The sequence below is a fragment of the Bifidobacterium olomucense genome, from assembly GCF_012932375.1.
Classification (GTDB): domain Bacteria; phylum Actinomycetota; class Actinomycetes; order Actinomycetales; family Bifidobacteriaceae; genus Bifidobacterium; species Bifidobacterium olomucense.
Genome location: NZ_JAAIIG010000004.1, coordinates 194,699 through 219,688, shown reverse-complemented (window position 1 = coordinate 219,688; position 24,990 = coordinate 194,699). Strand labels below are relative to the sequence as shown.

The window sequence follows — 24,990 nt, the reverse complement described above, 5'->3', positions numbered from 1 at the left end:
GACCCATGGGCAACGATGTATATAAAGGATTGAAGGTAGGTGCCGCATCGGTTACGGCAGCTGCCGTGCTGGGCTTCGGTATTCCAGCGGCGTATGCCGAAGACCCCGCGGATCAAGGAACATCCGAGCAGACCAACGCGCAAACGGTTGATACGCAGACTGCTGATACGCAACCGGCTCAGGATTCAGGCTCTGGCGATCAGGCCAATCAACAAATCAAGCAAACCGATAATCAGGCGACTGATCAACCTACCGAAACGAATCAGTCGGACGATCAAACAGCTGACGACAACACGGACGTTGACGTACAAACGGATGCTGATGTGACTGCCGACGTGCCGTTTGCCGGGGCAACAGGTTCCGGTGCGGAAAGCGACCCCTATCTCATCAACGATCCCGCGGCGTTCACATCGTTCCGCGATTCGGTGAACAACAAGACGGAGAACAGCACTCCGAACCGGCCGTACTTCCGCAAGTACGTCAAACTGAACGCGGACATCGACCTCGGCAACGAGGAGTGGACGCCTATCCATGATTTCGCAGGATCCTTCGATGGCGCGGGCCACACCGTCAGCAACCTGAAGGTCACCAAAGCCACGTCCGTGACGGACGGCAAGTACACGTTCGGTGGCCTGTTCGGCACCGTCAACAATCTGTATTTCGTCGATGCGAACAACCAGCAGGTCCCCGCCATCCAGAATCTCACCGTCGAGAACGCGGATGTGACAGGCGTCACTCGCGCCGCGGGTATCGTGGCGAATCTCATGGACACCTCGATCGTGAATGCGCACGTCAAGGGCAGCGTGACGATCAAATCCACAGGTTTGTCGTCCTCCTACGCTGGCGGCATCGTTGCTCACGCTTACGGCAACATCACAAACTGCTCTGTCACGCAGACCGGCGGCAACGGCATTTCCGGCATCAAGAAAGTCGGTGGACTGGCCGGATACATCGGCGAGAACGGCTACACCGTCAGCGGCAACACCGTGACCGGCGTCTCGGTCTCGGCCACGCTCTCGGACGCAGGCGGCCTGATCGGCGCCGCGCAGGGCAACGCGACCATCACCGGCAACTCAGTCGCCGACGCGACCGTCTCCGGCTCCAAATCCAGTACTGCGGGCCTTGTCGGTCGTCTCGTTGACACCGCCGGCGGTACCGTCCAGAACAACGCGGTCAAGAACGCCGCACTGCCCAAAGGCGGCTACGCTCTGGTCGCCGACTACGGCGCGGGCGCAGGCAGGGCCCCGGCCGAAGGCAAGTTCACGGTTGATGGCAACCTCACCGCAGCTGTGACAGGTGCCACGGCGAGCGAAGCCGACGAGATCACCGGCAATGTCGCCGTCGCGCAGGTCGGCGGCGAGTATTACACGTCCATCGCCGACGCGCTTGCCAAGGCCGGCGCGAACGGTACGGTTACGCTGATCGCCGACACCGCTGAATCCGTCGTGGTCCCGGCCGACGCAACCGTCACAATTGACCTCAACGGCCACAAGCTCACCAACGAGGATGGCAAGCACACCATCGTCAATAAGGGCACGCTTACCGTCACAGATTCCTCAGAGGCGAAGAGCGGCACCGTTGACAACGTCTCCCATTCCAAGGCTGCGGTCGTCAACTACGGCGGTGCCACCGCAATCCTCGCCGGAGGCAACTACACCCGCTCCGCCGAGGCCAGCACTTACGACCCGGCTACCGACAAGGCCAACTCGGGCGGCAACTCCTACTACGTGCTGAAGAACTTCGGCACGATGACCGTCAAAGACCCATCCGTCGTCAAGTTCTCCGACACGAACACCGGTATGAGCTCCAGCCTTGTGGCCAACGGTTGGTACAGCAGTTCCGACAACGACGGCGACGCCACCGTCAACGCTTACGGAGCCAATGGCGGTGCCACCTTCACGCTTGAGGGCGGTACGCTTACCGGTGGCAAAATCACCGTCAAGAACGATGACTGGGGTACCTTCACCATGACCGGCGGCACCATCACCCAGCCCGTCGAGAATTTCTATGCCGTGCTGACCTACCATAAGGCGAACATCACCGGCGGCGCCATCACCGCACCGTTGTTCCCGATCGGCGCTTCCGGCATCAGGGGTGCCAAAGGCGATGTGGGCGAGACCACCATCGGCGGCAACGTCACGGTCGTCAGCGCAAAGGGCTATGCACTGCGTGCGCTCGACAACGGCAAGATCACCGTCACCGGCGGCACGTTCACCTCCGGCAACCAGCAGGGCGTGAGTGACCTCAAGCCCAGCGGCAACGGCACCCCGTCGGTTTCCATCTCCGGCGGCACGTTCAACGTGAAGCCCACCGAAAGCGAACTCGCCAAGGATTACGTTGTCAATGACAACGGCGATGGCACCTTCGGCGCCAAGCTGCATGTGGCCGCCATCGTTACCAAGACGGACGGCGCCGCCACCGAGTACAAGACCCTTGCCGAAGCCGTCGCGGCCGCAGGCGACGGTGACGTCATCACCCTGCAGGACGACACCGCCGAAAAGATCGTCATCAGCGGCAAAACCAACCTGACCGTCAACGGCAACGGCCATGCCATGAGCGGCACCATCGAGTTCTCCAGCACGAAGGGCAGCAATAATGGCGTCACCGTAGAAGGTGTGCGTTTCACCGGCACCGGCGCTCCGCTGATCAACGTGAACGGTTCCGGCAACAAGAACATTGCGTTGAAGAGCAACACCTTCGATCTGACCAGCGCCGGCTGGGTCGTCATCTATGTCCAGAAGACTTCCGACGGACTCACCATCGAAGACAACACCTTCAACATGCCTAAAATCACCAGTGGTACTGCGCAGGTCATCGGCTTTGCCGGCACTGCCGATGCACGTGCCACCAACGTGACCATCAAGGGCAACGTGCTCAATGGCAACGCCGACTCCACCGGCGGTTCTGTGTTCTTCGTGATGGGTTGGACCGCCGCAACGAACGGCGAATACGGCGTGACGAACCTCACCATTGAAAGCAACACGGTCAACGCATCGGGCTCGGCCGCGGTGTACGGTGCCTGGCTGCGCAATGTGGACACCGTCACCGTCAGGGGCAACACCTTCGCCGGCACCGTGGGTGTGGGACTCACTTCCGGCCTCGGACAGGCGGCCAACAAGAACATCACCGTGGAAGGCAACACCAGCACGGCCAAATATGGTCTGTATGTGAACGACGATTCGCTCGAAGGTGGCATCCTCACCAAAGACAACACCGGCATGTCATATGCCCCTGCCCAGCTTCCAGCCGGCATTGCACACGCGGATGGCTCTTTCAGCTACTACCAGACCCTCGCCGAAGCATTCGATGCTTCCGTTGATGGCGAGATCGTCAAAATATTGAATGATGCCACCCTTGATGCCGATGCCATCGTCACCAAGAACGTTGCTCTTGATGTGAACGGCAAGAAGGTGGACACCGCCGGCTTCACGTTCGATGTCAAGGACGGCGGCAAGCTGACCGTCACCGGCAACGGCACCATGTCGAACTCGGTCGCTGCTGACGAAGACGACGATGACCTGCACGCCATGTTCAACGTGGACAAAGGCGGCACCCTCTCCATCGAGAACGGCACATACAAGGGCACCGGCGCGCCGGCCGCCTCCGTAGAAGGCACGTTGACCGTCAACGGCGGCGACTTCTCCGTCACCAAGGCGGCCATCTTCGTTCTGCCCAAGGCAGACGATGCCTCGCTGACTGTCAACGGCGGCACCTATAAGGACGCCACCGTGGCGATCTCCGCCCTCGCCGGCACCAACAAGCTCGCTATCACCGGCGGTGATTTCGACGTGAACCCTGCATCCTTCGATCAGGATCAGGCGTACACGAAGTACATCACCGGCGGCACCTACGCCAAGAACCCCGGCCAGAGCACCATCGCCGACGACAAGAAGTTCATCACGAACGATGCCGGACGGTATGTAATTGCCGACGCGACGATTGCCTCGGTCGAAACACCGGCCGACATCACCGTCGAAGCTGGCACTGATCCGACCGGCAAACTGCTAAGCACAGTGAAGGTCACACTTGACAACGGATTGACCCGCGATGGCGTGACCGTCGACTGGGAAGACATGCCGAACACGTGGCAGGGGCCCAAGGGCGGCACCATCACGCTCGTCGGCATTGTGGACGGTCAGGATAACGTGAAGGTCACGCAGACGATCATCGTCAACCATGCCACCATCACATCAGCCACGATCGATACGACTGAACTGTCCACGCCAGCCGGTGTGGACCCGACCGATCAACTGCCCAAGCAGGCCACGATCGTCTGGTCCAGCGGCAACTCCGATACGCAGACGGTCGATGTTGTATGGGATGAGATCAAGCCCGGCGACTTTGCCAAGCCCGGAGATTTCGACGTCAAGGGCATGGTGAATGTGGACGGCTATAAGGCTTCCGTCACCGTCAAGGTGACCGTCGGCAATGCTGTGGCCACCAAGGTCGAGCTGACCGAGACCACCGTGGACACAATCGCCACGAATTCGCCAGATGCCAAACTGGGCAAGGTGAAGGCAAAGGTCACGTGGTCCGATGGCGCGACTACGGACGAAGACGTGACTTGGCCTGCCATCGATGCCGACCAGTACGCTGCCGAAGGCTCCTTCGAGGTGACCGGTACCGTCAAGGGCGTGCAGATCGACGGCCGGGACGCGACGATTACCGTTACGGTGAACGTCGCTGCCCGAGTGATCACGACGGTAACGCCGTCGGACGCCCGTATCGAGGTGGAGACGGCGGGCGACACCGATCCGAAGCCGGATGTCACCGGCAAGGCGACGCTCACGTGGAACGATGGCAAGACCTCGACCGTGGAAGTGCCGCTGACATTGCCCGACGATTGGAACCACCCGCGCACCGCGCACGATGTGGCGGTGTCCGGTCGTGTGGACGGCTGGAATGCAGGCATTCCGTTCACCGTGCATGTGAAGGCCGCAGCGGCTACCGGTGTGACCGCTTCCGGTGTCTCGACCGAAGAGAAGGTGGCACCTGTGCTGCCCGAGACTGCCGCAGTGACATGGTCGAACGGCGAGACCTCCGCCGAAAAGATCGAATGGCCGACCATCGATGCCGACCAGTACGCTGCCGAAGGCTCCTTCGAGGTGACCGGCACTGTCAAGGGCGTGCAGATCGACGGCAAGGATGCGACCGTCACCATCACGGTGACGGTGACTGCCGCGACGATCACCGGTGTGGACAACCCGACTGACACAGTGGTGACCGCTTCCGGCACGAAGCCCGTTCTGCCTGCTACGCTGACCGCGCATTGGTCCAACGGCACCGATTCTCAGGTGAGTGTTACATGGGCTGAATCCGACAAGTATACGGCGCTGGCCGGTGGCGATTACACGCTTACGGGCACGGTCGCCGGCTGGGATGGCAAGGTGAGCATCAAGGTGCATGTCACGCCGGCTACTCCAGTCAAGCTGGCCAACGATGGCAAGGTCGAGGTGACCACCAAGACGGGCGTGGCTCCCGAGCTGCCGGCCAAGCTGGATGTCGTCTGGTCCAACGGCGACAAGGTTGCCGCGACCGTGGCCTGGAATGACATTGACTCCGCACTGCTGGGCAAGGTCGGCACGTTCACCGCTACCGGTACTGTCACGGTTCCTTCTGACGCATCCGGTCTTGTCGAAGGTACGGCGGAAACCACCACGCGCACCTTCCCGGTGACCGCGACGGTGACTGTCGAAGCCGTGCCGGTGACGAGTGTGACCGTCGCCGTGGACTCGGCCGACCTGGCCATCGGTGGTACTGCAAAGGCCACTGCCACAATCAAGCCTGGCAACGCCACCGACCAGAAGGTGACTTGGACCTCCTCGAACGAGAAGGTCGCTGCCGTTGATGCGAACGGCAACGTAAAGGCCCTCGCCGAAGGCACTGCGGAAATCACCGCAACCGCGGGCGGAGTGACATCCAAGGCCGTGAAGGTCACCGTGACCAACGTGGCCGTCAAGGTCGAGCCGACTGCCTCCAGTGTGGACACCATCGCCACCAACAAGCCTGACCTGAGCAAGGTGAAGGCCACCGTCGCATGGTCCGATGGCACGACTACCACCGAGGCCGTTGAGTGGGAGACGATTGACGCCGACCAGTATGCCGCCGCAGGCCGGTTCGACGTGACCGGTATCGTCAGGGGCATCACCGTCGACGGTAAGAAGGCCACCGTCACCATCACGGTGAACGTCGCCGCCCGCGTCATCACCGCTGTCACTCCGTCCGACGAGTCCATCGAAGTTGCCACCGCCGCTGATGCGGATCCGAAGCCGACTGTCACCGGCAAGGCGACACTGACTTGGAACGACGGCAAAACCTCGACTGTGGACGTGGCGTTGACCCTGCCCGATGGTTGGAACCACCCGCGCACTGCACACGACGTGGCTGTGACCGGTCGCGTGGACGGATGGAACAGTGACGTGCCCTTCACCGTACAGGTGAAGGCCGCCAAGGTTACCGGAGCGGCTGATCCCGCTGGCGTCTCCACACTCGAAAAGGTGGCACCTGTGCTGCCGCAAACCGCCGTGGTGACGTGGTCGAACGGCGAGACCTCATCTGAGGCCATCACTTGGGATGCGTATGACGAAGCGAAGCTGAGTCAGGCCGGTGAATTCACCGTGACCGGCTCCGTCAAGGGGCAGTCGGTTAGCGTAACCGTCACCGTCATTGCGGCGGCGATCACCGGTGTGGATTCTCCGGCCGATCCGGTGACCACGGCATCCGGTGAGGCTCCCGACCTGCCTGCCACGCTGACCGCGCATTGGTCCAATGGCACCGACTCTCAGGTGGGAGTCACGTGGGTCGAGTCGGATGCGTACAAGGCGCTGGCCGGCGGTGACTACGAGCTCAAGGGCACAGTCGCCGGCTGGGAAGGCGAAGTCAGCATCCAGGTGCATGTCACGCCGGCCACTCCGTCCAAGCTGGCGAACGATGGCGCTATCGAGGTTGCCACGAAGGTCGGTGTGATGCCGCAGCTGCCCGCCGAGACGGACGTCGTATGGTCGAACGGCGATACGCTCGCCGCCGCAGTGGTGTGGAATGACATTGACGCCGCACTGCTGGCCAAAGCCGGAACGTTTACCGTCTCCGGTACGGTCACGGTGCCGGCTGATGCTTCCGGAATTGCCGCCGCTGCGGACGCCGAAGAATCGCAAACCGTCACCTTCACCATCACCGCGACGGTCACCGTCAGCGCGGATTCCACCACGAATCCAGACGATGGCAAGGACGATGGCAACGACGACGGCAAGGACGACACCGACAAGGGCAACGACAAGACCGATAACAACGGTTCAGCTGCCAAACCGAACAAGACGCCGCTGTCCTCCACCGGCGTTGCGGTCGGCGGTATCGCCGGTGTGTCCACGTTGATGGCATTCCTCGCCGGCATCGCGCTTTCCCTCAGCCGCAAGCGCCGCTAACGGTTGCCGCTGACTGAACAGTCGCATCCCGTGAAACCCGTCGCCATTGGTTTGAGACAACACTCTTGCCTTTGGCGACGGGTTGTTTTATAGTCGGGGAGTTGACACGGGAGCTGCCGGTTAGGGCGGCTGAGAGGAGACGTCAGTCTCGACCGATGGAACGTGACCGGGTAATGCCGTTCGTCACGGAATTGTCGCTCTTCACTCTTATCTACCCGTGCCTGAACTAAGTCCGCGTGGGTTACTCGTCATGGCTTGCGCGAAATGAGAGAGAGGGCACTGTTATGGCAGAAGCCGTTGCCAAGGCCAATTACAAGTGGCGCGTCGTGGATATCGTCGTCGCTTCCATCATCGCTGTTGCATCCGGTGTTATCTTCGCCGGCTGGGATTTGATCTACAAGATTCCGACCACCGCTTTGGATGCTCTGCTTCCGGGCTTTAGCGGTCTGGTATGCGCATTCTGGCTGTTCGCCGGTCCTCTGGCCGCAGTGATCGTGCGCAAGCCGGGTGCTGCGATTTACGCCGAGCTGATTGCGGCCTGCATCGAATACATCATCGGTGCCGGCGGCGTGTTCGGCATCAGCGGTTCCATCATCATCGGCCTGGTGCAGGGTGTGTTCGCTGAGATCATCTTTGCCGTCGTGCGTTACCGCAAGTGGAACCCGCTGACCGTCACCCTTTCCGGTGCGCTCGCAGGATTCGGCAACTATCTGTACGAGTTCTCCCCGGTCGGCGGCTACGTCGGTACCGAAGGCGGCTACTTCGGCGCTTACGGTCTGGGCTACCTGTTCACCACGGTGCTTTCCGGTGCCGTGATCGCCGGTATCCTCATGTGGTTCGTGCAGCGTGCCATCGCCGCCACCGGTGTGCTGGATCGTTTCGAGTCCGGTAGGACGAAAGCGCTGGTCTGATCGGTGAACAACCGTACGCAATTTGAACAGCCAACCCCAGTCGGCGTCGAGGCGCGCGACTGGGGTTGGCGTCATTCTACTCGTAAGGATTTCGCATTACGCCACGTGAATCTTACGATTCGCCCTGGCGAACGTGTGCTGCTGCTTGGATCATCCGGTGCCGGCAAATCTACCTTCATGGCGGCAATGGCCGGTGTCTTGGGCAGCGATGATGAGGGTGAAAGCGAAGGCGAGCTCACCATAGGCGGACTGGACGTTCGTGCGGCCCGCGGCAAAGCCGGTTTGGTACTGCAAGATCCCGATTCGCAGATCATTCTGGAACGCGCCGGTGACGATGCCGCTTTCGCTTGCGAGAATCTCGGCATTCCACGTGATGAAACATGGCGACGCGTCCGCGAGGCGCTTGACATCGTCGGCCTTGAATCGCTGGAGTTGACCCATTCCACCCGCCATCTGTCTGGCGGACAGCGCCAACGTCTGGCCTTGGCCGATGTACTGGCCATGAGACCGGGTCTCCTGCTGCTCGACGAGCCCACCGCCAACCTTGATCCCGAAGGCGTCAAGGAAGTCCATGATGCGGTCAAGCATGTGGTCGAATCCACCGGTCAGACCATGGTGGTGGTCGAACACCATATTGATGTGTGGCTTGACCTGGTAGATCGTGTGATCGTGCTCGGGGCCTCGGGCGATGGCGACAATCATGAAGGCGGCGTACTCGCAGACGGCACACCGGATGAGGTGTTCTCCGCGATGGGCGATGTGCTCGCACAGGGTGGTGCCTGGGTGCCGGGCCGTGCCATTCCGGATTTCCGCGCCGGTCATGTCCGTGAGGGAGACGGCATTCATTTTCAAGCCTCGTCCTCGGCGCTGAACGTCTCTCTTGACCCTGATGAGCCGGTATTGCAATGCCGGGATTTGAGTTTCGGCCGTGGCAGCGCACTCGGCACCGGAATCAATCTTGATTTTTATCCGGGCTCGATATATGCCCTGATGGGGCCCAACGGTGCCGGCAAATCAACGCTGGCGCTGACTTTGGCCGGTTTGCTGAAGCCGTTGGCCGGGCACGTTCGCATTGCGCCGAATCTCGCTCCCAAGCCGGACCGGTTGGAACCCTTCCATTGGAAGAGCCGCCAGCTGTTGGGGCGCATCGGCATGGTGTTTCAGGAGCCCGAGCACCAATTCGCCGCCAACACGGTGCGTGATGAGGTGGCTATCGGGCCGAAATCGATGGGCAAAACCCAAGAGGAAGCCTATCGGATCGCGGATGAAATGCTGGAGCGTATGAATCTCACCCGATTCGCGCCGGGCAATCCCTACACCTTGTCCGGCGGCGAAAAGCGAAGGCTTTCCGTCGCCTCCATGTTGGCCGCGGCGCCGCGCATCCTGATTATGGACGAGCCGACGTTCGGTCAGGATTTCCGCACGTGGTCTGAAATGGTCAAACTGATCGCCGGTATTCGAGACCTCGGATGCACGGTGATCATGGTCACCCATGATGAGCCGTTGGTCGAATCGCTGGGCGCGATTCCCATCCAATTCGAACCTACGGCAAACGGTTCGGCATATCGCGAAGGTGACGATTCAGGTGAAGTGGCAATGACCTCGAAGGCGGCTTCGACTATGGCCTCGACGACAACCGATGAAAGGAGAGTGCGATGAGCAGCGCATCTGAAACGCAACCTGCAGGCCTCTCCATTGCCGTGACTCCTCCCGAAGAGCGGCATGAGCAGGCCAAACCGGCTTCGCAATCATGGTTCATCGCCAAACTCAACCCGGTCAGTCGTTTTATCTGCCCGTTGATGATGAGCCTGCCATTGTTCTTCACGCTGGATGTGGTCTCCGGCTCCATTCAGTTCGGTGTAGTGCTGGTTCTGCTGTGGATCGGCGGCATCAACCCGCTGGTCGTGATACGACGCACATGGCCGGTATGGTGGGGCGCGTTTTTCGGCTTCATCACCATCATGATGTACGGTCGCACCGGTGGCACGATCTACTGCTCGTGGGGTGCGGTGACCATCAGTGACGGATCGCTGTATATTGCCGCTGCAACATTCCTGCGCGTGGCTGCTATTGCGGTTCCCAGCGTGATTTTCATGCTTGGTCTTGATCCCACCGATCTTGCGGATGGCTTGGTGCAGATTCTGCATCTTTCGCCCCGATTCGTGTACGGCGGTCTGGCCGGCATTCGCATGTTCACGCTGCTGCAGGAGGATTGGCGAGCCCTTGGGCTTTCCCGTCGCTCCCGTGGCTTGGGGGACGGCAACGCGGTGATGCGCATCTTCTCCCAGGCGTTTGGCCTGTTGGTGTTGTCCATCCGTCGCGCCACCAAATTGGCCACGGCCATGGAGGCACGTGGTTTTGGCGGAGATGCCGAGCGCAGTCAGGCGCGTGTCTCCGAATTGCACACCATTGACTGGGTTTCGTATGTCGTCAGCATTATCATTCCGCTGACCGCCGTCGGCATCGCCGTTGCCACCGGAAACTGGCATTCCCCGTTGCACGGTGCGTGAGGCGCGTCCGACAGGGGCGCGTTCGACGGAGTCACGTCCGATGAGAAAGGTAGGCGTACGTTTTTCCAGACTATACCGCCCCTCATCTGCAGGAACGTACACTGAGGTTCACTCAGCGTACGTTCCTGCAGAAGTAGGGGAATAAACTCTGGAAAAACGTATGCTGACGACGTACGTGGACGACGTACGTGGACAACGTGCTGACAATGATCATGATGGTCTTGCGGTAGGCTAAGGCCTATGCCGATTAATGCCCAGATTCTTGATAATCCGAAGTCGGACCGTGTGCGTCGTATCGCGGATCTCACGCGCGCCAAAGGCCGTGAACGGTCCGGACGATTTCTCATCGAAGGTCCGCAGACGGTGCGCGAAGCGGTGACCTGGCGCCCGGACATAGTACAGGACCTCTATGTAGAGGTCTCGCAGGCGTTGGAACATCCGCGCATCATCTCGTCCACGCTGGAAAAGATCGTGGAGCAATCGCAGGATGCCACTATTTACGTTCATCGCTGCACCGGCGAGGTGATTCGACAGATCAGTAAGGATGCACAGGGCATTCTCGCCGTGGGCAATGCGCGTGCGATGCATACCGGTCCGGAAGATCTTGAATTGGGGGAGCAGCCTCAGATCGCCGCATTCTGGCAGGTGCGCGACCCGGGCAATGCCGGTACGGTGATTCGTGCGGCCGACGCCGCCGGTTGTGATGCCGTGATTTTCGTTGATGACTGTGTGGATGCGCTCAACCCCAAGGTTGTACGCTCCACGGTCGGATCGCTGTTCCATATCCCTGTGCTCAGGATGGGAACCGGGGAGTTCTTCGGCTGGACTGCCGCCCATAAGCTGGATGTCTGGGCTGCCGACGTATATGGTACCGAGCAGCGCAAGCCGGAAAGTCTGCCTCAGGTGCTGGCAAATGCGGACTCGGTGGCCTCAGGCAAGGCCGTGCTGTTCGGCAATGAGGCACGTGGTCTGGAGCCCGGAATCCTGGAGCGGTGCGATCGCATTGTTTCGATTCCGATCTACGGCAAGGCCGAGTCGTTGAACCTCGGCACTTCGGCTGCGGTGATGCTGCTGAGCTTGGCGATGGCCGGTCGGGAAATGATCTGAACGCCGCACTGTCCGTATACGGCTTCATTACGACTCCATGTATAGGGACATCCTGCGGTCTTGCGGGTATTCGTGTTTTTTTGACTGATCGAGTAATGGACCCCGGGGACCATGTCGAGTCATATCGTGACAATGTGATGTTGGACATTGCTTGGAAAACCCATGTTCGTAGGCATAGCTGAACGACATGGAAAGCGACAACAAGGAAAGGGTGCTCGTGGCAGAAGCGCTATTCGATGCGCAGAAGGTGACCGATGCGGTTGCCGAAGGCATCGCGAAAATCCAGAATGCCTCCACGTTGGAGGAATTGAAAGCCATCAGAACCGAATACGCCGGCGCTGATTCGGCGATGACCCAGGCCAGTAAGGCCATCGGAAAGCTGCCGAAGGACGAGAAGAAGGAAGCCGGCAAGCTTATGGGCAAGCTGCGCGCCGACTTCGGTCGCGCATTCGGGCCCAAGGAAGCCGAGCTCAAGGAAGCCGCGGAGAATGCCGCACTCGCCGCCGAGACCGTGGACATGACGTTGCCGGTGAACCGTAAGCCGCTCGGTGCCCGTCACCCGCTCGCCAAGCTGATGGAGGATGTCGAGGACTTCTTCATCTCGATGGGATGGCAGATCTCCTCCGGCCCCGAGGTGGAAGCCGAATGGTATAACTTCGACTCCCTGAACTTCGGTCCGGATCATCCGGCACGTCAAATGCAGGATACGTTCTACGTCAAGGGTAATCAGGCCAAGGATGCCGCCGGCTTCGTCGGCTCCAATATGGTCGTGCGCACCCAGACCTCCTCCGATCAGGTCCGTGCGCTGCTCACCCGTGGCGTGCCGCTGTACATCGCCAGCCCGGGTCGCGTGTTCCGTACCGATGAGCTGGATGCCACCCATACGCCGGTGTTCCATCAGTGCGAAGCGCTCGCCGTGGACAAGCACCTGACCATGGCCGATCTGAAGGGTGTGCTGGATAAGCTCGCCGTGGCCATGTTCGGACCGGAAGCCAAGACCCGTCTACGCCCGAGCTACTTCCCGTTCACGGAGCCAAGCGCCGAGCTTGATCTGTGGTTCCCGGACAAGAAGGGCGGTCCTGGCTGGCTCGAATGGGGCGGCTGCGGCATGGTCAACCCGAACGTGCTGAAGTCTGCCGGCATCGACCCGAACGAGTACACCGGCTTCGCGTTCGGCGTGGGCATGGAGCGTACGCTCCTGCTGCGTAGCGACATCAACGATATGCATGACCTGGTCGAAGGCGATGTGCGCTTCGCCGAACAGTTTGTGATGGGGGAGTGAGTTACCCATGCCTATGATCGATATCGATTGGCTCAAGGACCATGTCGAGGTTCCCAAGGGCCTGACCTACGAACAGCTTGCCAAGGATCTCGTCAAGGTTGGCCTTGAGGAAGAGGAGATTCACGCCTCTCAGGTGACCGGTCCGATCGTGGTCGGCTACGTGGTGGACGCCACCCCCGAACCGCAGAAGAACGGCAAGATCATCAACTGGTGCCACGTGGACTGTGGCGACGAGTGGAACGAGACCGACGAGAACGGCAACAAAGTGCCGCGCGGCATCATTTGCGGTGCGCCCAACATGAAGGCCGGCGAGAAGGTTGTCGTTACGTTGCCGGGTGCCGTGCTTCCCGGTGATTTCAAGATCGAACCGCGCAAGACCTATGGCCATATTTCCAATGGCATGTGCGCCTCAGAGCGTGAGCTGGGCCTGGGCGACAGCCACGACGGCATCATCCTGCTGCGCGACTATGGCTTCTCCGCCGCGGAATACGAGGCGCTGAAGCCCGGCCAGGATGCGATGCACCTGTTGCACCTTGACCAGCCGCTGCTGGAGATCAACATCACCCCGGACCGTGGCTACACGCTGTCCTACCGTGGTGTGGCCCGTGAATACCATCACTCCACCGGTGCTGCATACACCGATCCGGCCATCGAACTGAACGAGAAGGCTCCGGAGCCGGCCGACTATCAGCCCGGAACGAAGGTGGATATCGACATCGAAATCGATGACAACAATCCGATTCACGGTGTTCCCGGCTGCGACCGCTACTACGCCCGCATCGTGCGTGACTTCGATCCGGCGGCCAAGACGCCGAACTGGATGCGTCGCCGACTGATTCGCGCCGGCATGCGTTCCATCTCGTTGGCCGTGGATGTGACCAACTATGTGATGCTCGACCTCGGTCAGCCGATGCACGCCTACGATCTGGACAAGCTCGAAGGCCCGATTGTGGTCCGTCGCGCCAAGGAAGGTGAGAAGCTCACCACATTGGACGGCAAAGAGCATGTGCTGAGCCCCGAGGACCTGCTCATCACCGATTCTCCGAATGGCGAGCGTTCGTCCCGCATCCTCGGTCTGGCTGGTGTGATGGGCGGACTGTACGGCGAAGTGACCGCCGAGACCAAGAACGTGCTGTTGGAGGCCGCGCACTTCGATCAGGTGACGATCGCGCGTTCCGCCCGTCGCCACAAGATTCCGTCCGAGGCGTCTCGTCGCTTCGAGCGTGGTGTGGATACCGCGTTGCAGCCGGCTGCCACGCAGATGGCCGCGGACCTGCTGGCCAAGTACGGCAATGGCGAGCCCAGCAAGTACCCCAACGACGTGAACAACACGCCTCGCGCCAAGGTGATTCATTTCAAGGCGTCCGAAGTCGCTCGTGTGGCCGGTCTCGATCTGGACATCAACCGTATCTCCGACATCCTCACCGATATCGGCTGCACGGTGGCCGGCGGCGGCAACGGTGAGTTCGCAGTCACCGCGCCGAGCTGGCGTCCGGATCTGAACCAGCCGTGCGACCTGGTCGAGGAAGTCGCTCGTCTGGTCGGCTATGACGAGATTCCGGTCACCGTTCCTCCGGCTCCGGTCGAGGGACTGGTCGGCCTGACCGCCGATCAGATCCGCCGCCGCCGCGTTGCGGACGAGTTGGCCGAGTACGGCATGGTTGAGGCGCTGAGCTACCCGTTCGTGGGCGATGACGATTACAAGGCGTTCGGTTATGATGCTGAGGCCACCAAGAAGGTCAGCGTGGAGATCGCCAATCCGCTCTATGGCGATCGTCCGTACCTGCGTCGTGAGATTCTGCCGACGCTGGCCACCACTGTGCAGCGCAATATCCGCCGTGGTTTGGATAACGTGTCCCTGTACGAACTTGGCCACGTGTACCTGTGGAACCCCGAGGCTCCCGCTATTCCGGCCCTGCCGGGCGGTGTGAAGCCGACTGACGAGCAGCTCGCCGCGCTTGATGCCGGTCTGCCCGACCAGCCTGATCATGTGGCCGGCATTCTGACCGGTCTGGCCGAGGATTCCGGCTGGCTGGGTGGCAAGCGACCGGTCGATTGGTCGGATGCGGTCGAAGCGGTGCGTCGCATCGATGGCCGATTGGGGGCCAAGCTTACCTTCGACCAGCCTGAGGCGAGCAAGGTGCCGGTACAGTGGCATCCGGGCCGCGCCGCCCGTGTGCTGGCATCCGGCGTGTTCGTCGGTTGGGTGGGCGAGTTGCATCCGCGCGTGAACGAGGCATTGGGCCTTCCTGCGCATTCGGCTGCATTTGAACTCAACCTCACGGACCTGTTCTCCACGTTGGACGGAAAACCGGTACAGGCCAAGCCGATTTCCACGTTCCCTCCGGTCAAGCAGGATCTGGCTTTCACTGTGGACGAGTCCGTCACTGCGGCTCAGCTGGAAGACGTGATCCGCAAGGCCGCCGGCGCGAACCTTGAATCCATCGAACTGTTCGACGTATTTACCGGCGAACAGGTGGGCGAAGGCAAGAAGTCTTTGGCATACGCCGTGGTCTTCCGTTCTCCGAGCAAGACGCTGTCCGCCGAAGACAGCGAAGCGATTCGCGCGAACATCGTAGCCGAGGCCGCCAAGCTCGGAGCCCAGCTGCGAGCCTGAGCCATAGGCTCCCCCCTCGGAACGTAAGAAGAAGGGGGAGCCTTATCGATATCTGAAACCATGAAGGAGCGCCATGAGCCAGTCGGAACAGCACACGCCGCAGTACGGGCAGTACAAGCAGCCTGAATACGGTGCCATGGCTGGCCAGTACGGGCCTAATTACAACCCGTATATTTATGGCGCTCCTGAACCTGACAGCAAACAGCATGCCGAAGCGGCACAGGGCGACGTTCGCGGCGTCGATGCTGTTCGGCAGCAGTCGTCGGCCAACTACCATCCCGGCGGCTACCCCGGATCCCAGAGTCCAGCCAACGGTTCCGGTTATGCCAACGGTTCCGGATACGGCTCCTCAACCGGTCCCTCATACGGTTGGGGAGCGGCGAATACGCCGAATGGTGCGCAAAACGGTACATATCAGCCGCATTACTACCGTGGTATCGATATGAATGATCCCAACCAGAATCCTTTGTACGGTCATTGGGATTCGTATGCGATTATTTCATTTGTACTGGCCCTGTTCTTCCCTGTCCCGGTGCTTTCCGGACTGATGGGCGCAGTGGCCATGTGGCGAACCCGCACCTTCCACATGAAGGGGTTCGGCTTGGCGGTGGCCGCGTTGGTGATCAACGTGCTGTACACCATTGCTGTAATCTGGCTGACGATGAATGGCATCGATCCTTCGACGCTTTATCAGGAAGCGCTGCAGCAGATGCTGGGCAATGGCGGCGGTACGGGTTCTACCGGCGACTCTCTTTCCGCGTGATGCATAGCCGCTCGGCGGCATTGATTCCCGATTGATTTCTGGCGCACGTTTTGTCGTGCGCCATTGTTGTATTCGCGCTTGTATATCCGGATATCCGTATGTCAACACGCCTATTGCATAACTATGCAATAGTCTGCATAATCGCGTATACTCGTGCGGGAACCATCAGTTGAAAAGAGATGAGTATGGCGAAATATACAGTGGCTGTGGCGGGTGCCACAGGCTATGCAGGCGGCGAGGCGTTGCGTATTTTGGCGGCACACCCCGATTTTGAGGTGACCTGTGTGGCCGGACATTCCTCGGTGGGGGATTCCATGGCGAAACATATGCCGCATATCCCGCAGCTGGCCGGGCTGGTTGTGGAAGACACCACGCCGGAAGTGCTCAACGGCCATGACGTGATTATCCTTGCCCTGCCGCACGGAGCTTCCGGCAAGCTGGCATCCCGGTTGGACCCGAATGCCGTGGTGGTGGATTTAGGTGCCGACCACCGTCTTGAAGAACGCCATGCGTGGGATGAGTTCTACGGCGGTGATTTTTACGAGCACTGGACATATGGCATGCCGGAGCTCATCACCGGTAAAAATGAGGCCGGTGAATACGTACGTCAGCGCGAAGCCTTGCCCGGTACCAAGCGCATCGCCGGTCCCGGATGCAACGTTACGGCGACCACGTTGGCACTGCATCCCGGCATTGCGGAAGGTCTGATCGAACCGACCGATATCGTGGCTGATCTGGTGGTCGGATACTCCGGTGCCGGTAAGAATCTGAAGCGCACGAACCTGCTCGCCTCGGAAGCATTGCAGTCGGCATTGCCGTATTCAGTGGGCGGCACGCACCGTCATATTCCCGAGATCTTGCAGAACTTCGCCCATGCCGCCGGGAAGAACGCCGCGGCTGCCAGCGAATTCACACTTGGCTTCACGCCGATTCTGGCACCGATGTCCCGTGGCATCCTGGCAACGGTCTCCGCTCGCTTGAGTGAAAAGGCTTTGGCGATGAGCGACGAGGATATTCGCGCGGTATGGACCAAGGCATACGAAGGCCAGGACTTCATGGTGTTGCTGCCGGAAGGCATGTTGCCGGCGACCGGCAATGTGATCGGCTCCAACGCGGCTCATCTGCAAGTCGTGGTCGATCGCAAGTCTCAGCGTCTGTACGCATTTTCAGCTATTGATAACCTCAACCGTGGTACTGCCGGTCAAGCGGTACAGTCACTGAATGTCGCATTGGGGCTGCCAGAGGATGCAGGCCTGACCAAGATTGGAGTAGCACCGTGAGCGTCACATTCGCACAAGGCTTCTCCGCGGCCGGCGTGGTCGCGGGTATTTCCGCAGTTGAAGGCAAAAAAGATCTGGCGCTGGTCGTCAATAACGGCCCGCTTGATGCCGCAGCCGGAGTATTCACCTCAAATCGTTTCTGTGCCGCGCCGGTGCAGTGGAGCCGCAAGATCGTGGCGGACGGGCATGTCAAGGCTGTGATTCTGAACTCCGGCGGTGCCAACGCCTGCACTGGTCAGGAAGGCTATGCACAGTCGCAGGCCACTGCAGAAAAAGTGGCCGAACTGGTCAATGCCAAGCCGGAAGACGTGGCGGTATGCTCCACCGGTTTGATTGGTGAACTGTTGCCGCTCGACCATGTGCTTGCAGGAGCGGACAAGGCCTATGAAAATCTTGCCGACACGGCTCAGGCTGGAGCCGACGCTTCACATGCGATCATGACCACCGATACCAAGCCAAAAACCGTCGAGCTGACCGGTTCCAACGGCTGGAAAATCGGCGGTATGGTCAAAGGCTCCGGCATGATCGCTCCGCAGCTGGCCACCATGCTGTGCGTTATCACCACGGATGCCGTGGTTTCCGCCGGCCAGATGCAGGCCGCGCTCGCTGTCGCCGCCGAGCATTCCTTCAATCGCATCGACGTGGACGGTTGCATGTCCACCAATGATACTGTGCTGTTGCTTGCCTCTGGTGCTTCCGGGATGGAGCCGGACAAGGACGAATTCAACAAGTTGGTACGTGAGGCCTGTGCTTCGTTGGCCCGCCAGATCATCGGCGACGGTGAAGGTGCCTCTCATGACATCCGCATCACCGTCACCGGTGCCACGAGCGAGGAAGCGGCGCTGGCCTGCGGCCGTGCCGTGGCAGCGTCGAATCTGCTGAAGTGCGCCATTTCCGGCAATGATCCGAATTGGGGTCGTATCGTGAGCTCGTTGGGCACCGTGCCCGAAGATGTCGCTCCCTACGATTCCGAAAAGGTGACCGTGGATGTCAACGGCGTGCGTATTTGCGAGAACGGTGGTGCTGGTCGAGATCGCAGCGAAGTGGACATGACGCCGCGTGAGGTTCATATCGACATTGACCTCAATACCGGGTCGAACGCTCAGGCCACGGTCTGGACCGACGATCTGACCCATGAGTACGTGCATATCAACGCCGACTACGAAAGCTGAGTCCGCGAAAGCTGTCTGGTTTTGGTACCGGTGTCCGTTGCGCGACACGCTCAAGACCGTTCGGCCGAGCCTACGGTCTCGCAACGGGTACCAGCACCAAGAACCCTTACCTTCGTGGGGATGGAAGACAAGGAATAATTAGGAATGACTACGGAATTGAAGGGACCTGGGTTCCACTTCGACGTACATACCGATCTACGCGCCGACCAGAAGGCGGAGGTGCTGATCGAGGCGCTGCCTTGGCTTGAGGAATTCGCCGGTCAGCGCATCGTTGTCAAATACGGCGGCAATGCCATGGTGGACGAAAACCTCAAGCGTTGCTTTGCTGAAGATATGGTCTTTCTGCGTCAGGTAGGTCTGCATCCGATTGTGGTGCATGGCGGTGGTCCGCAGATCTCCCATATGCTCAAGGCATTGGGCATCAAGTCCGAGTTCAAAGGCGGCTTGCGCGTCACGACTCCTGAAGCCATGGATGTGGTGCGTATGGTGCTGACGGGCAAGGTTTCGCGTGAGCTGGTCGGTTTGATTAACGCGCATGGTCCGCTGGCGGTCGGACTGTCCGGTGAAGACGGTGGATTGTTCTCGGCCATGCAACGCAAGCCGATTATCGATGGCAAGCCTACCGATATCGGTCTGGTGGGCGACGTGGTCTCCGTGGACGCTTCCGCCGTGGAGGATCTGGTGGCGGCCGGCCGCATTCCGGTGGTCTCTTCAGTGGCCCCTAATGAGGAGGATGCCACCGAGGTTCTGAATGTGAACGCCGATTCCGCTGCGGCCGCCCTTGCCGCTGCCGTCGGTGCCCACAAGCTGATCATTCTTACCGATGTGGACGGCCTGTACGCAGATTGGCCGGACAAGAATTCTTTGATCGGCCGTATTGGCGTGGAGAATCTGCGCGATATGCTGCCTGATCTGGAATCCGGTATGCGACCGAAGATGGAAGCCTGCGTGCGAGCTCTTGATGGAGGCGTGCCTCAGGCCCATATCATCGACGGCCGCAAGCCGCATTCGATTCTGAACGAGATATTCACCTCCGCTGGTATCGGCACCATGGTCGTCCCGGAGGACGGACTGGAAATGAGGAGCTCTTATGGCTACTGAGCATAAGGAAACATTGGGTGCTGAAGACAGCAAATGGCTGGGGGAGTACTCCCAAGTCCATATGAACGTATTCGGCACGCCGTTGCGTGTGATGGATCACGGCAAAGGCGCACACATCTGGGATGTGGACGGCAACGAATATCTGGACTTTCTCGCTGGTATCGCCGTCAACTCGCTCGGATACGCGCATCCCAAGTGGGTTCAGGCGGTAACCGAACAGGCCGGTCGTATGGCCCATATCAGCAACTACTTTGCATCGGAGCCGCAGATCGAGCTTGCCGCCAAGCTCGTCGAGCTTGCCGGCGCTCCCGAAGGATCCAAGGTCTACTTCGGCAACTCCGGTGCTGAAGGCAACGAAGCCGCGCTGAAGCTTGCCAAGCTCTATGGTCGCACTCTGCCGGGGGCATTGCCGTCTGTGGGCGGCAAGCCCGCACGCATCATTGCCATGACCCATGGTTTCCATGGCCGTACGATGGGCGCGCTCTCCGCCACTTGGAAGCCGAATATTCGCAAGCCTTATGATCCGCTCGTGCCGAACATCGAATTCGTGCGCGCCGGAGACAAGGTCGCCCTGCATGACGCTTTCGCGCAGACCGGTATGGGGCCATACGGCAAAGGCCCGGTTGCCGCGGTGATTCTGGAACTCATCCAAGGCGAGGCGGGCGTGAAACCGCTTGGAGCGGATTACGTCAAGTTTGTGCGTGAGATCTGCGACATCAATCACGCGTTGCTCATCATCGATGAGGTGCAGACCGGCATCGGCCGTACCGGTTCCTGGTTTGCCTTCCAACGTGAGGATCTTGCCGGCGGCGTGAAGCCTGACATGGTCACATTCGCCAAGGGCGTGGCCGGCGGCTTCCCGATGGGCGGCATGATTGCCTTTGGCGCCAAGCTTGCGGCGCTGTTCACCCCAGGCTCACATGGCTCCACGTTCGCGGGCAATCCGTTGGGTGCCGCGGCCGCCCTTGCCACGCTTGGCGTGATTGAGGATGAGCATCTCGTGGCCAATGCGGAAGAACGTGGCAAGCAGTTGCGTGAAGGCATCATGGCCACCGGCAATCCGCTGTATGTTTCGGTACGTGGCCGTGGTCTGCTTGATGCCGTGGAACTCAAGCACCCGTGCGCTCATGCGGTGATGAATCACTGCCTCGAACACGGGCTCATCGTCAATGCCGTAGCTCCCGATGCGCTGCGCTTCGCGCCGCCGCTGATCGTGACCCCTGAGGACGTGGAACAGGCGGTTGCTGTACTGAAAGACGTCCCTGCTGATCTGCCTGACGACTGATTTCCTCGCACCTCCGATATCCCGTTTTTCGGCGAAGGACATTCCTGCGAAAACGGGATGTCGGAGCCGCAATTATCTGTACTTTCATAGTAAGGAGCACGACCATGACCCCAGAACTGCGCCATATGCTGCGCGATGATGATCTCTCGCACGAGGAGCAGAAGCAGGTTCTCGAACTCGCCATCAAATTCCATGAGAATCGTTTCTACAAGCAGCCGTTCGCCGGTCCTCAGGCCGTAGCTGTGCTGTTCGACAAGCCTTCCACTCGTACCCGCTCCAGCTTCTCCATCGGCGTAGCGGAGCTCGGAGGCTATCCACTGGTTATCGACAAGTCGGGTTCTCAACTGGGCCGAGGCGAGCCGGTGGCCGATACCGCCCGTGTACTTGATCGCATGGCTTATGGCGTGGTCTGGCGCACCTTCGGACAGGACCGTGTCGAAGAGATGGCCAAGTACTCCACCCATCCGGTGGTTAATGCGTTGACCGACGACTTCCACCCCTGCCAGATTCTCGCGGATTTCCAGACCATCGCCGAACATCGTGGCGGTGTAGATAACCTGAAGAACCAGACCATCGCATACTTGGGTGATGCGGCCAACAACATGGCCAACTCCTATCTGCTCGGTGGCGCGGTAGCCGGTATGGACGTACGTGTGGCCGGTCCCTACGGATACCTGCCTCGTCCGGACATCGTAGCCGATGCCAAGCGCATCGCCGCTGAAACCGGCGGTTCCATCACCGTGACTACTGACGCTAAGGCCGCTGTCGAAGGTGCGGACTGCATCTTTACCGACACTTGGGTATCTATGGGTGAGGAAGCCGAATATGCGATTCGCTCCAAGCCGTTCTGGGATTATCAGGTCAATCCGGAACTTATGGCGCTGGCCAAGCCGGACGCGTTGTTCCAGCATTGTCTGCCCGCCTATCGCGGCAAAGAAGTCACCGCCGAGGTGATCGACGGGCCGCAGTCCGTGGTCTGGGATGAAGCCGAAAACCGTCTGCACGCTCAGAAGGCGTTGCTGACGTGGCTCACCGGCAAGGCTCGTGGCGACGAAAGCCTGCTCGCATGAGTGAAGGCACTCCGTCCCTGCAACGACCGGCAACCCGGGCCGCAAGGCTCAGCGCCATCGAGCAGGCATTGGCCACACATATCATCACATCGCAGTCGCAGCTGTCCAAGATTCTGATCGACGAGGGCATAGCGGTGACTCAGGCCACGCTGAGCCGAGACCTTGACGAGATGCATGCGGTGAAAACCCGTCTGCAGGATGGCACTGTGGCGTATGCCGTGGCCCGTGGCGCCGCCCCTGCGGCAGAGGGGGATGAAGTCGGACAACGAGGTGAAGCCCAGATGGCGCGCGTGCTCTCCGGGCTGGTGACCTCGGTTGCCGCCGCCCGCAATCTGGTGGTGGTACATACACCATCCGGGGCGGCGCAGTATGTGGCTTCGGTGATCGATAAGCAGCCATTGGACGGCGTGTTCGGTACCATAGCCGGAGACGACACCGTCATGGTGATCTGCGCCGATGACGATGCCGCCGCATCCCGTAGCGACTGGCTGCTGACGTTGGCTTCCAAGTAGGTTGGATATTAGGTTGACGCGCCGCAGGTGTATTCCAATTCCGGTCCCGACCTCAACACGCCGTGCATAAATATGCATAGGTCTGTATATACTTGCATCAGTTTGTTTTTGACTTAATAGGAAAGGGAATTCATGGCAGACAACAACCGTCTTGTTCTGGCCTATTCCGGAGGCTTGGATACCTCCGTCGCCATTTCGTACCTGAAGGAGCGCACCGGCAAGGACGTTGTGGCTGTGTCCCTCGATGTCGGCCAGGGTGGCGAAAGCTTGGAGACCATCAAGCAGCGTGCTCTTGCCTGCGGTGCCGTTGAGGCATACGTGGTCGATGCCCGTGACGAGTTCGCCAACGAATACTGCATGAAGGCCCTCAAGGCCAACGCCATGTATGAAGGTGTGTACCCGCTGGTTTCCGCCATCTCCCGTCCGCTGATCTCCAAGCACCTTGTGCGCGCCGCCCACCAGTTCGGTGCAGACACCATTTCCCACGGTTGCACCGGCAAGGGTAACGATCAGGTGCGTTTCGAGGTGTCCATCGCCTCTATTGACCCGACCCTGAAGGCCATCAGCCCGATTCGTGATCTGGCGCTGACCCGCGACGTGGAAATCGCGTTCGCCAAGGAGCACAAGCTGCCGATCACTCAGACCGAGAAGTCCCCGTACTCTATCGATCAGAACGTGTGGGGCCGCGCCATCGAGACCGGCTTCCTGGAGGATCCGTGGAACGGTCCGACCAAGGACTGCTACTTCTATACTGATGATCCGGCTTTCCCGCCGGTCGAAGATGAAGTGGTCATCGAGTTCAAGCAGGGTATTCCGGTCAAGATCGACGGCCGTGATGTCACCCCGTTGCAGGCCATTGAAGAGATGAACCGCCGCGCCGGCGCTCAGGGTATCGGCCGTATCGATCTTATCGAGGATCGTCTGGTTGGCATCAAGTCCCGTGAGCTGTACGAGGCCCCGGGCGCTGTGGCTCTGATCACCGCCCATCAGGAACTTGAAAACTGCTGCCTGGAGCGCGAACAGCATCGCATCAAGCGTGACATCGACAAGCGCTGGGGCGAGCTGGTCTACGATGCGCAGTGGTTCTCCCCGGCCACCCAGTCGCTGAACGCCTTCATCGAGGACACCCAGAAGTACGTCTCCGGCGAGATTCGCATGACCCTGCACGGCGGCCGCGCCGTGGTAACCGGACGTCGTTCCGACAGCTCGTTGTACGACTACAACCTGGCCACCTACGATTCCGGTGACAGCTTTGACTCCAAGTCCTCCAACGGATTCATCGACATCTATGGTCTGCCGTCTCGTGTGGCCGCCGCGCGCGACGTCAAGTTCGGCAACGGCATTGAAGTTCCGAGCAACACTGTGGAGTGATTCGAGCCCGATAACCTAATCTGACGTGAAGCCCCCTCCATCCGGAAGGGGCTTCGTCGTATGCGCGGATATGAGAGGCGGCCCCGGCCGGGCTATAGGCCAAAAGTTGGTACGACATCACAGTTCATGGCCGATCGACACGTTGTACCAACTGATCTCGTCACAAACGGCGAGAAGATACGAAATTACGAAAACGTACCAACATGATCCTTGATTTTTTGATGCTGTAGAATTCCCTGCAACAAAGGAGTCTGGCACAATACCGAGAAATGCCCTGAAATCGCATGTTGTGCCCATACGATTCGGGCAGTCCCGCATAGCATATGCGTCCACATCGCCGAAAGACCACATCATGACAAGCGGTTTGCGGCATTGATTCAGGCGGAACGAACAAAGGTACGGTCGTGTACTGATGGCCTTACCTGAGTCTTTCGCGCAACATCAGCCTCATGAATAATGTATGAAGTTATCTTATGGAACAACAGGCCACCGGATAATCTGCAATGCATCGAGGATGTAGCCGTGCGCTGATAGCCTTGCTTGCAGCTGATATGTAGCTTTGCGAAGCTTCCTGGAGCGTATTAAGGA

General features: G+C 59.9%; 14 protein-coding genes and 1 pseudogene. All 15 read left to right on the top strand.

Annotation, left to right across the window (positions count from 1 at the left end; translation table 11 throughout):
• The first annotated feature begins 5 nt into the window (after positions 1-5).
• The 15 genes and pseudogenes from G1C97_RS06380 (at position 6) to G1C97_RS06310 (ending at position 24,402) form a co-directional block, all read left to right on the top strand.
• Complete coding sequence (locus tag G1C97_RS06380; protein ID WP_169241043.1) at positions 6-7,421, top strand: Ig-like domain-containing protein; 7,416 nt, start codon at positions 6-8, stop codon at positions 7,419-7,421.
• Between the two features lie 284 nt (positions 7,422-7,705).
• The gene (locus G1C97_RS06375; protein WP_169241042.1) at positions 7,706-8,332 is read left to right on the top strand and encodes an ECF transporter S component; all 627 of its coding nucleotides are present in this window, start codon (positions 7,706-7,708) and stop codon (positions 8,330-8,332) included.
• Between the two features lie 3 nt (positions 8,333-8,335).
• Positions 8,336-9,874 (top strand): annotated as a pseudogene (locus G1C97_RS06370) (ABC transporter ATP-binding protein); the annotation flags it as partial.
• A 113-nt stretch (positions 9,875-9,987) separates the two neighbouring features.
• The gene (locus tag G1C97_RS06365) at positions 9,988-10,842 is read left to right on the top strand and encodes an energy-coupling factor transporter transmembrane component T family protein (protein WP_169241040.1); all 855 of its coding nucleotides are present in this window, start codon (positions 9,988-9,990) and stop codon (positions 10,840-10,842) included.
• A gap of 240 nt (positions 10,843-11,082) precedes the next feature.
• Entirely contained in the window at positions 11,083-11,949 is an 867-nt protein-coding gene (locus tag G1C97_RS06360; RefSeq protein WP_169241039.1) for a TrmH family RNA methyltransferase, read from the top strand.
• A gap of 187 nt (positions 11,950-12,136) precedes the next feature.
• Positions 12,137-13,231, top strand: a complete 1,095-nt coding sequence (gene pheS, locus G1C97_RS06355) for a phenylalanine--tRNA ligase subunit alpha (protein ID WP_100496056.1) — start codon at positions 12,137-12,139, stop codon at positions 13,229-13,231.
• A 7-nt stretch (positions 13,232-13,238) separates the two neighbouring features.
• Positions 13,239-15,848, top strand: coding sequence for a phenylalanine--tRNA ligase subunit beta (gene pheT, locus G1C97_RS06350; RefSeq protein WP_169241038.1), 2,610 nt, complete (start codon positions 13,239-13,241; stop codon positions 15,846-15,848).
• 73 nt (positions 15,849-15,921) lie between these two features.
• On the top strand, positions 15,922-16,611 hold the full coding sequence (locus G1C97_RS06345) for a DUF4190 domain-containing protein (protein ID WP_169241037.1): 690 nt from the start codon (positions 15,922-15,924) through the stop codon (positions 16,609-16,611).
• 185 nt (positions 16,612-16,796) lie between these two features.
• Positions 16,797-17,891, top strand: a complete 1,095-nt coding sequence (gene argC / locus G1C97_RS06340; protein ID WP_169241036.1) for an N-acetyl-gamma-glutamyl-phosphate reductase — start codon at positions 16,797-16,799, stop codon at positions 17,889-17,891.
• Positions 17,888-19,063, top strand: coding sequence for a bifunctional glutamate N-acetyltransferase/amino-acid acetyltransferase ArgJ (gene argJ / locus G1C97_RS06335; protein WP_169241035.1), 1,176 nt, complete (start codon positions 17,888-17,890; stop codon positions 19,061-19,063). Before argC ends, argJ begins: the two co-directional genes overlap by 4 nt.
• Positions 19,064-19,207: 144 nt before the next feature.
• Positions 19,208-20,164 (top strand): acetylglutamate kinase, encoded by a 957-nt coding sequence (gene argB / locus G1C97_RS06330; protein ID WP_100496051.1) that lies wholly within the window; start codon positions 19,208-19,210, stop codon positions 20,162-20,164.
• Positions 20,154-21,449 carry an acetylornithine transaminase gene (locus G1C97_RS06325; protein WP_169241034.1) on the top strand — a complete coding sequence of 432 codons (1,296 nt, stop codon included), beginning with the start codon at positions 20,154-20,156 and terminating at the stop codon, positions 21,447-21,449. Before argB ends, G1C97_RS06325 begins: the two co-directional genes overlap by 11 nt.
• Positions 21,450-21,553: 104 nt before the next feature.
• Entirely contained in the window at positions 21,554-22,519 is a 966-nt protein-coding gene (argF, locus tag G1C97_RS06320) for an ornithine carbamoyltransferase (RefSeq protein ID WP_169241033.1), read from the top strand.
• The gene (locus tag G1C97_RS06315; RefSeq protein WP_169241032.1) at positions 22,516-23,031 is read left to right on the top strand and encodes an arginine repressor; all 516 of its coding nucleotides are present in this window, start codon (positions 22,516-22,518) and stop codon (positions 23,029-23,031) included. Before argF ends, G1C97_RS06315 begins: the two co-directional genes overlap by 4 nt.
• A gap of 132 nt (positions 23,032-23,163) precedes the next feature.
• Positions 23,164-24,402: an argininosuccinate synthase gene (locus G1C97_RS06310; RefSeq protein ID WP_169241031.1), complete on the top strand. Its 1,239-nt coding sequence runs from the start codon at positions 23,164-23,166 to the stop codon at positions 24,400-24,402.
• Positions 24,403-24,990 lie beyond the last annotated feature (588 nt).

Excerpts from the sequence above, each read along its gene's own strand:
- G1C97_RS06380 (WP_169241043.1), top strand. The coding sequence starts at position 6 with ATGGGCAACGATGTATATAAAGGATTGAAGGTAGGTGCCGCATCGGTT.
- G1C97_RS06375 (WP_169241042.1), top strand. The coding sequence starts at position 7,706 with ATGGCAGAAGCCGTTGCCAAGGCCAATTACAAGTGGCGCGTCGTGGAT.
- G1C97_RS06365 (WP_169241040.1), top strand. The coding sequence starts at position 9,988 with ATGAGCAGCGCATCTGAAACGCAACCTGCAGGCCTCTCCATTGCCGTG.
- G1C97_RS06360 (WP_169241039.1), top strand. The coding sequence starts at position 11,083 with ATGCCGATTAATGCCCAGATTCTTGATAATCCGAAGTCGGACCGTGTG.
- pheS (WP_100496056.1), top strand. The coding sequence starts at position 12,137 with ATGGAAAGCGACAACAAGGAAAGGGTGCTCGTGGCAGAAGCGCTATTC.
- pheT (WP_169241038.1), top strand. The coding sequence starts at position 13,239 with ATGCCTATGATCGATATCGATTGGCTCAAGGACCATGTCGAGGTTCCC.
- G1C97_RS06345 (WP_169241037.1), top strand. The coding sequence starts at position 15,922 with ATGAGCCAGTCGGAACAGCACACGCCGCAGTACGGGCAGTACAAGCAG.
- argC (WP_169241036.1), top strand. The coding sequence starts at position 16,797 with ATGGCGAAATATACAGTGGCTGTGGCGGGTGCCACAGGCTATGCAGGC.
- argB (WP_100496051.1), top strand. The coding sequence starts at position 19,208 with ATGACTACGGAATTGAAGGGACCTGGGTTCCACTTCGACGTACATACC.
- G1C97_RS06325 (WP_169241034.1), top strand. The coding sequence starts at position 20,154 with ATGGCTACTGAGCATAAGGAAACATTGGGTGCTGAAGACAGCAAATGG.
- argF (WP_169241033.1), top strand. The coding sequence starts at position 21,554 with ATGACCCCAGAACTGCGCCATATGCTGCGCGATGATGATCTCTCGCAC.
- G1C97_RS06315 (WP_169241032.1), top strand. The coding sequence starts at position 22,516 with ATGAGTGAAGGCACTCCGTCCCTGCAACGACCGGCAACCCGGGCCGCA.
- G1C97_RS06310 (WP_169241031.1), top strand. The coding sequence starts at position 23,164 with ATGGCAGACAACAACCGTCTTGTTCTGGCCTATTCCGGAGGCTTGGAT.